This window comes from Syntrophus buswellii (genome assembly GCF_046097065.1).
GTDB lineage: Bacteria > Desulfobacterota > Syntrophia > Syntrophales > Syntrophaceae > Syntrophus > Syntrophus buswellii.
The window spans coordinates 2,509,379-2,522,438 of record NZ_CP175563.1 but is presented as its reverse complement, the minus strand read 5'-3'; the positions used below and the strand labels follow the sequence as shown (position 1 = coordinate 2,522,438).

Annotated in this window: 11 protein-coding genes; 2 read left to right on the top strand and 9 right to left on the bottom strand. The window is 56.6% G+C overall.

Annotated features, from left to right (window positions below):
* The first annotated feature begins 5 nt into the window (after nucleotides 1–5).
* Both ACJ77P_RS11515 and ACJ77P_RS11510 read left to right on the top strand, forming a co-directional pair.
* Nucleotides 6–2,279: a TOMM precursor leader peptide-binding protein gene (locus ACJ77P_RS11515; protein WP_408998301.1), complete on the top strand. Its 2,274-nt coding sequence runs from the start codon at nucleotides 6–8 to the stop codon at nucleotides 2,277–2,279.
* Between the two features lie 68 nt (nucleotides 2,280–2,347).
* Nucleotides 2,348–3,670, top strand: coding sequence for a SagB family peptide dehydrogenase (locus ACJ77P_RS11510; RefSeq protein ID WP_408998300.1), 1,323 nt, complete (start codon nucleotides 2,348–2,350; stop codon nucleotides 3,668–3,670).
* Between the two features lie 215 nt (nucleotides 3,671–3,885).
* On the opposite strand, the gene ACJ77P_RS11505 is transcribed toward ACJ77P_RS11510, so the two are convergent.
* From ACJ77P_RS11505 to ACJ77P_RS11465, 9 genes are all read right to left on the bottom strand, one after another.
* Entirely contained in the window at nucleotides 3,886–4,893 is a 1,008-nt protein-coding gene (locus ACJ77P_RS11505) for a calcium-binding protein (protein WP_408998299.1), read from the bottom strand.
* Nucleotides 4,894–5,259: 366 nt separating this feature from the next.
* Entirely contained in the window at nucleotides 5,260–5,535 is a 276-nt protein-coding gene (locus tag ACJ77P_RS11500) for a hypothetical protein (RefSeq protein ID WP_408998298.1), read from the bottom strand.
* A gap of 170 nt (nucleotides 5,536–5,705) precedes the next feature.
* Complete coding sequence (locus tag ACJ77P_RS11495) at nucleotides 5,706–6,554, bottom strand: calcium-binding protein (protein ID WP_408999427.1); 849 nt, start codon at nucleotides 6,552–6,554, stop codon at nucleotides 5,706–5,708.
* Nucleotides 6,551–6,697 carry a hypothetical protein gene (locus ACJ77P_RS11490; protein WP_408998297.1) on the bottom strand — a complete coding sequence of 49 codons (147 nt, stop codon included), beginning with the start codon at nucleotides 6,695–6,697 and terminating at the stop codon, nucleotides 6,551–6,553. Before ACJ77P_RS11490 ends, ACJ77P_RS11495 begins: the two co-directional genes overlap by 4 nt.
* 465 nt (nucleotides 6,698–7,162) lie before the next feature.
* Nucleotides 7,163–8,419, bottom strand: coding sequence for a [FeFe] hydrogenase H-cluster maturation GTPase HydF (gene hydF, locus ACJ77P_RS11485; protein ID WP_408998296.1), 1,257 nt, complete (start codon nucleotides 8,417–8,419; stop codon nucleotides 7,163–7,165).
* Nucleotides 8,420–8,534: 115 nt separating this feature from the next.
* Nucleotides 8,535–9,053 carry a hypothetical protein gene (locus ACJ77P_RS11480; RefSeq protein ID WP_367359794.1) on the bottom strand — a complete coding sequence of 173 codons (519 nt, stop codon included), beginning with the start codon at nucleotides 9,051–9,053 and terminating at the stop codon, nucleotides 8,535–8,537.
* 83 nt (nucleotides 9,054–9,136) lie between these two features.
* Nucleotides 9,137–10,570: a Ni/Fe hydrogenase subunit alpha gene (locus ACJ77P_RS11475; RefSeq protein WP_408998295.1), complete on the bottom strand. Its 1,434-nt coding sequence runs from the start codon at nucleotides 10,568–10,570 to the stop codon at nucleotides 9,137–9,139.
* Nucleotides 10,571–10,582: 12 nt separating this feature from the next.
* A complete protein-coding gene (locus ACJ77P_RS11470) occupies nucleotides 10,583–11,128 on the bottom strand; it encodes an NADP oxidoreductase (protein ID WP_367359792.1) in 546 nt (181 codons plus the stop codon).
* 14 nt (nucleotides 11,129–11,142) lie between these two features.
* Entirely contained in the window at nucleotides 11,143–12,927 is a 1,785-nt protein-coding gene (locus ACJ77P_RS11465) for a molybdopterin-dependent oxidoreductase (RefSeq protein WP_408998294.1), read from the bottom strand.
* Between the last annotated feature and the right edge of the window lie 133 nt (nucleotides 12,928–13,060).

Here is a 13,060-nt window from a genome sequence, read left to right as displayed (position 1 = left end):
TCATTATGGGAAATCTTAAGATCAAACGCGGAATGGTTCCGGTCGCCGATGGGAAGGGCGGCTGGTTTCTTCTGGATGAGGCGGGACCAGGCAGGGTTACCTCGGCCCTGGCTTCGGAATTGATCGGCCTGATTCTGCAGGGGATTTCCGGTGAAGACGATCTCGCTTCGGCCCTTGAGAGCCGTTTTTCTCCCGAGGAGGTCTTTTTCACTCTCATCCATCTCGAACGGCAAGGGGTGATCGTCAAGGATTCCGGGCAGCGCGAAACGCCTGCGGATGTGTTCCGGGCCGGGGTTCTCAGCCAGGGATTTTCGGTATCTCCCGGTCGGCGGACTTCAACCCTGGCTGTGAAGATCTTTGCCACCGGCGGGGCGGATTCCCTCGCCGACGACCTTGCCGGGCTGTTGTCGCGTTCAGACATGCTGAACATTGAGCGGATCCCTGACGGTTATCAGAAAGAACTCAGTCCCGATGACCTTTATGTGGCCGTTACATCCGATATCCTCGATCCGGAGCTGGAGGCGTTCGGACGCTTAGCCCTGCAGCGCGGGCTCCGCTGGCTGTCCGTCAAACCCAGTGGGATCGTTCCGCAGATCGGGCCGCTCTTCCTTCCGGAACAGACAGGGTGCGCGGTTTGCCTCCTGGACCGGGTCAAGGGGCATCGCCGGCGGGAATGGGAAGCAATCCTTGCCGCGAAGGATCGGAAACCCCTTCTCCTGTCCGTGGGAATGACGCCTTTCTCCCTGGAAGCGGTGACGGGCGTGCTTGCCGTCGAACTGGAAAAACTCGCCGCAGGCGATGTGTCGGATCTGGTCGGGTGCGCACTTACCCTCAATTTCCGCGAGCTTCGACTCGATCGGCATCTTCTCACAAGACGGCCCCAATGTCCGGAGTGCGGCACCCTGGCCAAAGGGGGGGCTCATTTCGGTTCCCTTCCGGAGGAACCCCTGCGGCTGCAGTCGAGAATCAAGGCGGATCATCGCGACGGCGGCGAACGGGTCTGTTCGGCTGTGGAGACGCTGGAGACGTATGCTTCCCTGATCAGCCCGGTGACAGGTGTGGTGAAACAGCTGACGTCTCTTGATAAATGTCCGGCTTGCTTCGGCCACATTGTCCGCAGCGACTGGATTGTCCGAAACGCCGGCAAGCCGGCGCGAAGTGAGGGGAATTCCCGTCTGACCGCTACAGGTTTCAGCACAGGAAAGGGGAGAACCGTCCCGCAGGCGCGTGCCAGCGCTCTGGGGGAGGCCGTTGAGCGTTACTGTTCTCAGTATGAGGGATATGAACCCTCTGTCCGAGCTACCTTTTCGGAACTGGGGGACGCGGCGATTTCTCCAAGCGACCTGATGGGCTTCAGCCAGCGGCAGTACAGGGACCGCGAAGCCTGGCGCCAAAAGGGGAGCACGGCTTATGTGGCGGATCCCTATGACGAAGGGCGCTCCATCGACTGGACGTCTGCCTGGTCTCTGACGCGGAAGCGCTGGCGACTGATTCCCAGCGCCTTTGCCTATTATTTTTATCCCGCGGAGGGAGGCGGCGACATCTGCTGGGGTTGCAGCAACGGCGTGGCTGCGGGAAACTGCCTTGAAGAGGCGATCATGCAGGGCTTTTTCGAACTGGTCGAGCGCGACGCCACGGCGATGTGGTGGTACCAAAGGCTGCGTAAACCCTCCGTGGATTTGAACCGGATCGGCTCGCCGTTTGCCGCTTCTGTGAATGCGGCCATGGATGAAATGGGCATGAGGCTGGAGGTGCTGGATCTGACCCATGATCTGGGAATTCCCGTCTTCTCGGCCACCCTCTTCGAATCCGGGGTTGGCGGCCGCCTTCATTCCCTGGGGCTGGGCTGCCACCGCGATGCGCGGATCGCCCTGGAACGGGCCCTTGGGGAATTGGGGCAGTGCTGGGGGCTGGCGGACAGAGACGAATACAGTCTCCAGTTTCAAGGCACCCCCTTGAGCAGAGAGCCTTTTTTAAAGCCTGATCCCGATAAGCCTCCAAAGACCCTTTCGGATTTCTCTCGTGGACAGAGCATCGATTTCCTTGATGACATCGAAGATTCCGTGCGCCTGTTGCAGGAGTTGGGATTGGAGATGCTGGTGATGGATCTGACCCGACCGGATGTTGGCTTTCCCGTGGTCCGGGTGATCATCCCCGGGCTGATGCATTTCTGGCCCCGTTTCGGTTTCCGCCGTCTTTTCGAGGTCCCGAGGGCTCTTGGATGGATTGGAGAGAACGCCGGCGAAGATGACCTCAATTCCGTTCCGTTTTTCTTATAGGTACCATGGCGAAATCAACCGAAGCCGAGAATCCGTTTTCCTCCCCGACAGATGATGCCGCTTTTTTCGTGAAGCTGAGGGATGGACTGACGGAGGAAAGGCAGGAAAACGGACGAATCGCCCTCGTTCGAAGCGGGGTAACCGTTCTGGATGCGCCCGACCATCCCCTTGTTGAAGATCTGATGAACGGCTGGATGACGGAGGCCTGGATTGACCGCCTGGCGGAATCAGCCGATAATCCGCCGGTTGTCTATTTTCTCTGCGAAACGTTATTTTCCCGGGGGCTTCTGCAGGTTCAATGCAGAGCCGGCGGACGTGCTCTGTTTTCACTTCAACCCGCGCCGCCCTGGCAGGCCTGGAAGGAGCCTCTGCCGGAGTCCTTCCCCGGGTTCTCACCTTCCGCCTGTCTGCGGCGATCTGGTGATGCGCTTTTACTGGAGATGCCCCTTTCCCGTAAGAAGTGTCTCATCCATGACGAACGCTGCATGATCTGGCTCATGGAGATGATCCGGGAGGGATCTTCCCCTCCTTCAGAGGACACCGCCCGCATGGCCTTCTATCGGGCCTTGCAGCTCATGAACGCTCTGGAAGAGGTAAAGACGGACAGTCCCATCTGGGAGTTTCACGACCTGTTGTTTTTTCATGCCTCGAGCATCGGTTTTCATGATGACCGCATCGGCGCAACCTGGCGGCTCAGGAAAAAGCTTCCTCCCGCACCCCTTTTCAAACCCTGCAGGGGGAGGGAGCTTCCGCTGCCGAAGCCTGACGAACACTTCAAGGAACTGCTGGACACCCCTCTTGCCGAGGTGCTTGCAGGCCGCCGCAGCGGCCGAATCCCCGGCAGGCGGCCGATTTCCCTGGAGGAACTGAGCGCGTTGCTGTATGCCACGGCTCGCTGTCAGGACATCCTCGATGACGCTTCACGTCCCTGTCAGGGGTCCCGACGCCCATCACCCAGCGGCGGCGCCCTCCATTCGCTGGAAATCTATCCCCTGATCCACCAATGCATCGGCCTTGGAACCGGAGCTTGGCGCTATGATCCGGAAACCCATGGTCTGGAATCCATTCCTGTGGACGGCAAGTTGCTGAACGTTTACCTGAACAGCAATCCCCACGACCAAATCCACGGGGCCGGGCTGCCCAATGTCCGGCTTGTTATAACCTCCCGTTTTCTAAGGAATTCCTGGAAGTACGAAAAGATTGCATACCGCCTGATCCTGCAGGATCTGGGCTGCCTCTATCAGACCCTCAGCCTTACCGCCGCGGCCCTGGGATTGGCGTCCTGCATCCTGGGAGTTGTGGATTCCAAGCGCCTGGGGAAGGTTATGAACCTGGAATCGCTCGTCGAGCCGGTCATTGGCGAGATGACCCTATCCTCACAGCCCGGCTAGGGTCAGGGTTGCCGCCTGCCTTTACGGACGGCACAGGGATGGGGGAACTGTGTTCCCGACGTTCGAGAATTTTCACCTGTTGGCTTCGCTTTACGGGCTCCGGGCGGGACCTACCATGCTTTAAGCGCCGGACTCAGGATTTTTTGAGGGGCCGAAAGGGAAAACAGGGGCGGGGCGCGTTCATGAACGCGCCCCGCAGACGAGATTGGAACTGCTCAGGCTGAATAGGTGATGTCGGCGCTGTCCAGCAGGGTGGCTATTGCACCCGGGACTCCGATCAGGGTGCATATTTTGACGGAGTCTCCGCCCTCACCGGTTGTAGGATTGTACCAGACGTCCCCGTTTGCCGTGTCATAATAAATTCCGCTGTCTTCGGCTCCGTTACCCGTAAAACCGTCGCCCTCGAAATAGCAGTCGTCATCCAGTACGGTTCCATCGAACTCAAGGCCCTCGATGGAGCCGTCTGTTGCACCGTCAAGGATGTCCTTCAGCACGATCGTGTCGCTGGCGTCATGGGAAAAGTCGGCAATCTTATCGGCATTGGCTTCACCTTTGTGGCTGAAGACAAAACGGTCCTGACCTGCCCCGCCGTTCAGATAGTCGTTGCCCTTTTCGCCATACAGAGTGTCGTTTCCGTCACCGCCATAAAGGAAGTCTCTGCCCGCCCCTCCATACAGGATGTCATTGTCGGCATATCCCTTCAGGATGTCGTCGCCGTTGCCGCCTCTCAGGGTGTCGTTGCCGCCCAGGCCATACAGGGTGTTGGCATTGCCGTTGCCGACGAGCTCGTTGTCAAGGCTGTTGCCGGTCCCCTTAACGGCTGTGTCATACAGATACAGGTTTTCCACATTGGCGCCCAAGGTATAGTCAACATAGGCATTGACCCTGTCTATACCCGCATCCAGGGTTTCGTAAACCATGTCATTTGCACTGTCGACGATATAGGTGTCGTCGCCGTCGTGACCTCTCATGATGTCATCGCCTGCGCCGCCGCTCAAATAATCGTTTCCTGCGCCGCCAAAGAGGGTGTCGTTTCCCGCACCGCCGTAAAGGCTGTCGTCGCCGTTGCCGCCTTTGAGGGTGTCGTTGCCGTCACCACCCTTTAGAATATCGTTGCCCGCATATCCACTGATGATGTCGTCGCCGTCCAGCCCGTAAAGCGTGTCATTTCCGGTCGTCCCATCGATCACATCGTTGCCGTTTGTTCCATATTGAGTCGCCACGATTTTATACCTCCTGAAGTTTATATTGTGTAATGATGCACGGTAATACTTTTAGACGTTTTACAGGCCGCTTTCAATCAGGGAAACCCTTAATTTTTGCTTCCAAATCCCTTAATCTTTTTATTCCTGGGAAAAAAAGAGGCGTCCTCCGAAGTGGAATATGGAACGCCTCGGAGGCGTTCATTGTCAATGGGATCCATAGCCACCCGGTGGTCATTGGGCTCGGCGGCTTTTTGCCTTGGGGCCTTTCTGTTTACCGTGATCGTTGACAGCGCTGCGGGTTGTATCAGGATTTTTAAGGAGGATAATAACGGAAACAGGGCGGGGCGCGTCATGAACGCGCCCCGGAGTCGAGATTGGAACTGCTTATGCTGAATAGGTGATGTCGACGTTGTCCAGCAGGGAGGCTCTTTCTCCCGGAACTCCAATCAGGGTGCATATTTTGACGGAGTCTCCGCCCTTGTCGGTTGTAGGATTGTACCAGACGTCGCCATTTGCTGTATCATAATAAATTCCGCTGTCTTCGGCGCCGTTACCCTTAAAGCCGTCGCCTTCGAAATAGCAGGCTTCGTCCAGTACGTTTCCAGTGAACGTAAGACCCTGGATGGAATAACTATATTTTTTATCCAGATAATCCCCCAAAACGATCGAGTCACCTTCATTGTGGGAGAAGTCGACAATTTTATCGGCATTGGCTTCACCGGTGCAATAGAAGAAGAAACGGTCCTGACCTGAGCCGCCGTTCAGATAATCGTTGCCGTCACTTCCTACTAAACTGTCGTTGCCGTCACCGCCGTAAAGGAAGTCTCTGCCTACCCCCCCCCATACAGGATGTCATTGCCGGCATGTCCCTTCAGGGTGTCGTCTCCGTCACTGGCGGACAGATAATCGTTGCCGTTGCCGCCATAAAGGAGATCCCGGCCTTCCCCGCCATAAAGTATATCGTTTCCATCACCGTCTCTCAAGATGTCGTCACCGTCGCGGCCGTTTAAAAAGTCGTCGCCGTCCAGGCCATACAGGGTGTTGGCAAGGTCGTTGCCGACGATCCTGTTGTCAAGGCTGTTGCCGGTTCCCTTTACGGCCGTGCCATACAGGGACAGGTTTTCCACATTGGCACCCAGGGGATAGTCAACATAGGCATTGACGCTGTCGTTTCCCGCAATCAAGTTCTCGTAAACCATATCATCCGAACTGTCGACGACATAGGTGTCTCTGCCGCCGCCACCACTCATGATGTCCTTGCCTGTGCCTCCATCCAGATAATCTTTGCCCCTGTTTCCGTAGAGGGTGTCGTCTCCGTCACCGCCGCTGAGGGTGTCGTCGCCGTCCAGGCCATACAGGGTGTTGGCAAGGTCGTTGCCGACGATCACGTTGTCAAGGCTGTTGCCGGTCCCTTTTACGGCCGTGCCATACAGGTACAGGCGTTCCACATTGGCGCCCAGGGTGTAGTCAAGAGAGGCACGGACCCGGTCGGTCCCTGCATCCAGGGTCTCGTAAACCCTGTCATTGGCACTGTCGACGACATAGGTATCGTTGCCGTTGTGACCTCTCATGATGTCATCGCCTGTGCCGCCGTTCAAATAATCGTTTCCGACACCGCCAAAGAGAATGTTGTTGCCTCCGTCGCCGTAAAGGGTGTCGTCTCCGTTGCCGCCTTTCAGGGTGTCGTTGCCGTTGCCACCCCCAGGATGTCGTTGCCCGTATATCCACTGATGATGTCGTCGCCGTCCCGACCGTAAAGAGCGTCATTACCGGTCGTTCCATCGATCACATCGTTGCCGTTTGTACCATATTGAGTCGCCACGATTTTACACCTCCTGAAGTTGATTGTGTTGAAATGTACACGATAATAGTACCAAACTTTTGATCGTCAGATTGCAATAAGTGATATATTTAAATTATTCTAGTATTCATCTCATATATTTTTCTAAGGAAAAACCAGGGGCACCTCCGAAATGTAGGATGGAAACGCTGACACATAAATAAATCGGAGCAGGAGGCCTTGAAAGAAAAGGTGGAATCAGGAAATGAGACAGCGGTACAAAGGCTCCACCAGCCGGGAAATCATCGCTCCGAGACCCAGGGGAACAAATTCCGGAAAAAGGGGGAATCGAGACGTGATCAGAAGGTTCCTTAATTTTGTCCGGAATGGGAAAATCGAGGAGTCCCGTCAATGAAAAGGGGTGAGATCATCCGTCCTGCCCGGCGATGGAAGACAAGCGCCCGGCATGACAACGCCGCTATAGCCGGGGCATCGGGTTGCAGGCGGTTAGGGGGGGTGAAGCTCCTTGATTTTCCGGTCAAAGGCGAGCAGGGCGGAAGGGAAGGGGGAGAGGGTCCGCCGGACGACCCCCTGGGTGAAAGAGATCGCCAGTCCGTAATTGGTGACCGGCACTTCAGCCTCTCTGGCCTGCTGTTGCCGGCCGAGCATTTCGCGCCGGGTCAGCATGCAGGCGCCGCAGTGGATGATCAACTTGTATTCCCGCAGGTTTTCCGGGTAATCCCGTCCTGCCGAGATATCGGTCTGAATATTTCCTCCCGCATACTGCTTCAGCCAGCGGGGGATTTTGACCCGGCCGATATCGTCCTCCAGGGGGTGATGGGAACAGGCTTCGGCGATGAGGACCTTGTCCCCGGATTGCAGGTTCTCAATGTAAGCGACCCCTTCAGCCGCTGTAGCGAGATCCCCTTTCTGCCGGGCGAAAAGAATGGAAAAGGTCGTCAGGGGAATGGCCGGGGCCACATCGGCGGAAACCTTGAGGATCACCTGGGAATCACAGATGACGATGTCCGGTGGCCGGTTCAGCAGGGCCAGCGTGGCGGGCAGTTCCCTTTCCTTGACGACAAGAACCGCCGCATCGTTGTCCAGGGCGTCGCGGATCGTCTGAACCTGGGGAAGGATCAGGCGGCCCCTGGGAGCCTGCAGATCGATGGGAACCACGAGGACGGCCAGCCCTCCGGGAGGAAGGAGATCCCCCACCAGAGACGGAGGCTGAACAAAATCGTCGGGGGCCGCTTCCAGCAGCCGTCGCTTCAAGGTGTCCAGGAAGGCATTTCGTCCGGCTGTGTCGAGACTGGAGACGGGTATGACGTGAGAGACTTTTGCCTTGAGATTTTGGAGAAAGCTGTCTGAGGGCCGGTGGAGATCGATCTTGTTGACCACAACGATCACGGGAACCCTTCTCTTATCCATTTCCGCCAGAACTTCCTCTTCGTAAGTTCCCCAGACGTCCGGTTCCGTCACCAGAAGAGCGATGTCGGCCCGGTCAAAAATCTTTTCCGTTTTTTTGAGACGGAGTGCCGAGAGTTCCGAGGCGTCGTCCAGTCCGGCCGTGTCAAGAAACAGGACCGGACCCAGGGGTAGCAGCTCCATGGCTTTCTCCACGACATCCGTCGTGGTCCCTGCCACGGAGGAGGTGATGGCGATGTCCTGCCCGACTACCAGATTGAGAAAACTGGATTTTCCCACATTGGTGCGCCCCAGCAGGGCAATGTGGAGGCGGTTTCCCTTGGGGGTGGTGTCCATTTTCGCTGAACCTCGAAGAGATATTGGATTTAAATCGATCAAAGCGTCCTGATCATTGCAGAAAAAGGGGAGGAAAGGCAACGTCTTTTTATCGGGGACGGACGGGTTGGGCGATTCAGCAGCCGGGTGCAGTGGCTGGTGCCTCTCGCTCAAGCAGGCTCAGGATCCGGTCTGTCGCTTCCTCTACGAGGGCGTCTGTTTCCGGAGAGAGTTTCCGAAGAAAGTCGAAGTTGTGGCCGACAATCGAAACAAGGTATCCCTTGATGTCACGGCCATGGAGAGCCTTGAAAAACGCCAGAAGGGTTGCCGGGCTCATGTGATGCGTCAATGTCAGGCCGGCCTCATCGGGCGATACCAAGCCGCAATGTAGCTCATCCAGGTTAGGATCGACATGGGCGTCCACGAAGATCACCTGCTCGTATCCTTCAAGGAGATCGATTAGTTCCGGCACCAGCTCAACCATGAAGATGGAGTCCAGAAGACCGCCGAGATCTTCGAGTCCCGTGCAGCCCTCGTCCAGTGCCGCCTGTCCCAGCCGTTTCCGGAATGCATTGACCACGAAAAAGGCAACCCCGTCATCGGCACGGTCCAGGTTGCCGAAACCCACCAGCAGGGTTCGTTTTTTTGAATTCATTGGAATCTCTTCGGAAGGCGAAAGAAGGGAAGGGGGGAAATAATCCGTTCCCCGCTTCTCTTCTTCATCGTATGATTTGCGCATCAACGTGCGATGCGGTCCAGCACAGTTCCATCCGCAGCGATCAGCGATACCTCGAGGGGCATCTTGCCGATCGCATGGGTGGAGCAGGAAAGGCATGGATCGTAGCAGCGGATGGCGGCCTCGACCCTGTTGAGCATGCCCTCCGTAAGTTCGTTGCCTTTCACAAAGGCCTTCGCCACGGCTCCGGAGGCCGTATGCATGGCCCAGTTGTTGTGGCCCGTGGCCACAATGAGGTTCACCCTTGTCAAGAGTCCGTTTTCGTCGGTGCTGTAGTCGTGGATCAGGGTCCCGCGGGGGGCTTCGATGACGCCCACTCCCTGGCCGGGAATATTCAGCTTCGTCGGATAGGTCCGAACGTCCCTGGACATAATATCCGGGTCGTCGAGCAGCTGACCGATACGTTCGAGACTGCTCAGGACTTCGATCATCCGGGCGTAATGATAATAGAGGGATCCTTCGACAGGCCTGCCGCCGTTGATCGTCCGGAAGTGACGGAACTCCTCGTTGGCCATGGGCGTTCCGATCTCGTCAATCACATTCATGCGCCCCAGAGGGCCGACTCGATAGAAACCCTGGGGGAAGCCCTGCTTCCTGTAATAAGGGTGCTTTAGAAAAGACCAGGGTTCCACGTGTTCGGCGATGTGCGAAAGGTAAGCAACGTCCTCAAACTGGGCGAGGTATTCCCCCTTCGCATCCTTTATGCGGATTTCACCGTCGTAGAGCTGCATGCCGCCTTTCTCATCAACAAGCCCCATGTAGTTGGAGGGGAAGGAAGCGAAGGTGTCGGCCAGGGCCTTGTTGGACTCGAGCCAGCCACGGGCGATGCCGATGGCGATTTTTCCGATTTCAATCATGTCATCAAGTTCGGAGGCGATGGCGTCACGGTCCTGCATACTGAGCGGTGCGTTAACCCCGCCGGGGACAGCGAAATTGGGGTGAACACGTTTGCCTCCCCCAAGCCTTTCGATGATCTGCTGGCCATAGCGGCGCAGATTGACGGCCTTGATCGCCAGCTCGGGGTTGGCCTTGACGATCCCGAAGACGTTGCGCTCCGCAGGATCGGCATCGAAACCCAGGATGAGATCCGGTGCCGCTAGATGGAAAAAGTGCATCCCGTGTGACTGGATGATCTGGCCCATGTGCATCAGCTCGCGCAGTAGATTTGCCGGCCGCGGCGGTTCCACCCGGGCAACGGCATCGCAGGCCTTGGCGGCCGCCAGGTGATGGCTTACGGGGCAGATGCCGCAGATGCGCTGGGTGATCTGCGGCATCTCAAGATAAGGACGCCCTTCCGTGAACTTCTCCAATCCGCGGAACTCGTCCACATGGAAAAAAGTCTCCTCAACCTCTCCCTGTTCGTTCAGATGAATCGTTATACGCCCGTGGCCCTCGATTCTCGTCACGGGTTCAATGGTTATTTTGCGAGCGCTCATGGTTGTTCTCCTTTAGTCATACTTGAAGTATTGGGGCGGAAGGACAACAGGCGTGCGCCCCGCGAGCAGTTCCGACAGGGCATAGAATATCGCATCGGCACTCGGAGGGCACCCGGGGATGAACAGATCAACCTTTACCACCTTGTCGACACCAACCACTTCATCGAGAGGGATGCCGAGTTCCGGGGAGTCGGGAATGAGGCCATCAACGGTGCTTTCCGTCTCCAGGTAGGCACGCTTTAATGTCGCCTGCGTTCCGCTGAGATTACGCATGGCGGGAATGCCCCCGAAAGTGGCGCAGTCGCCCAGGGCGATAAGGATCTCGCATCGCTCGCGCATCTGCTTGGCGACTTCCACGTTATGGGTATTGCAGATGGCGCCCTCGAGAATTCCCACGGTCACACCCTCCTTCGGAGGGTGCTTCAGGTCCGTTATAGGGCTTGATGTAAATTCCACCAGCTCCATCAACTTGAGGATGCGATCGTCAATGTCGAGAAAAGACATGTGACATCCGGCGCAACCGGCCAGCCAGTCTGTAGCAATCTTGACCTTTGACATGGATCAGTCTCCTTTCACTTCAATTCCTGTGCGGCGCGGGCCGAGATATCAGCGAAGGATGCGCCGATGTTTTTTCCCAGTCTGTCGCCCAGCATGGCGAGGATTTCCCAGTCAGGCTTGGCTTCTCCTTCGGGCTCCACGGCCTGGTTGGCCATCTGTACAATTCCTTCGGTATTGGTCAGGGAGCCGGACCGCTCCGACCAGATCGCAGAGGGAAGCACCACGTCGGCCCTGTCGGTAAGCAGGGAGGCGTAACCGGCCTGGAGGATGACGAAGGCGTCTGGATCCAATGTGTTCAGGATATCTCCTCCATTCCAATCCGCCTCGCCCAACATCGTGTAGAGGATCTTGGCCGAGGCTGGCTGGAAGCCGTTATTCATCCCGAATGCCACGGCAGCTCGCGTATTGACGCCCGGTTCAAGGGAGACGAAAACGGCTTTTGCGGCGAGCCTTGTGAGGGCCTGCGCCGCCTGCCCGGTGACATCCTTTCCATAGAGAACGGCCACCTTCTTCACGGTGTCGGCGATCTCGATCGCTTTCCCGATGTCTTCAATGTTCAGGGTGGTTTCGGCAACAGGGGACAGTCCGTTTTGCCCGTCATCGACTACGATCAGCCGCGTCCCTTTGTCGACGAGACGCTTAACCAGGAAGGAGGCGACGGGCTGATCCGAAACGGGATTTGCGCCAACCACAAGAATCAGGTCGCTCCCTGAAAGGTCGCTGAGGTTGCCCGTTTTCTGAGCCATCAAATCAGGGGATGCGCCGGAGAGGAGGCCCACATTTTGGGCATTAAGTCCTTCCTTGAAGAGGCGGTTGGCTAGATACAGCGCTTCGTTGGTTGCGTCACCCGAAATCAGCAAGCCTATCTCCGTTGCCTTGGCATTTTCCATTTTGTCGGCGATTCCTGCAATGGCTTCTTCCCAGCTTGCCGTCTCAAGCTTTTTCCCACGGCGGATCATGGGCTGGAGAAGGCGCTTTCGTTCGTCATAGAGCGGTTCAAAACGGCCGCTTTTGCAGAGCAATCCGCCATTTACCGGTGAGCCCCAGTCACCTTCGATGCGCAGGACGTTGCCGCCCCGCGTTATGATCGATGTCCCGCAACCGATGCTGCACCGGTTGCAGATGCTCTTAACACGCTCCGCCTGATTGCTGCGTCCCATAAAAGAGCTGCGCCGGTCGGTAAGGGTTCCCGTGGGGCAAAACTGCAGGCAGTTGCCACAGGAAATACAGGTGGACTGGGAAAAAGGCATGTTGGCGTCTGCGCTGACCATCGCCAGGGATCCGCGCTGACTGAGCCCGAGGGTGTGGTTGGCAACAAGTTCATTACAGGCCCGTACACAGCGCTGGCACAACACGCAGCGGTTCTGGTCCATGAAGAAATACGTTCGGGTGGAATCTACGGGGAATGCCCGGGTGTAAGTCGGAAAGACCCAGTGATCAATTCCATAGAGATATCCGAGGTTTTGCAGTTCACAATCACCGCTCATCTCGCAGAACGGACAGTAGTGGTTTCGCTCGGAAAACAGCATGTCCAGGATGAGCTTTCTGGCGGCCACCACTTTCGGAGATTCCGTTTCGACTTCCATGCCCTCAAAGACCGGAAACGTGCATGACGTTACAAGGCTTCTCTGTCCCTTCACTTCAACGACGCAAATTCGGCAGGCACCGATCGGTTCGAGTTTTGGGTGATGACAAAGTGTAGGAATGTTGATCCCCACTGATTTCGCGGCATCAAGAATCGTAACGCCCTGCGGCGCAAGCACTTCACTGCCGTTCATAGTGATTCTTATTTTAACCATATGATGCTCCTCCTTGTATCATGCAGCGATTACTTAGATAAGCTTAATGGAAACCGTAACGGCCTGGAACCCGCAAAGAATTATTTGATTGCCTTTTCACAGAAAAAGTTATCATTAATTTATAATAACACTC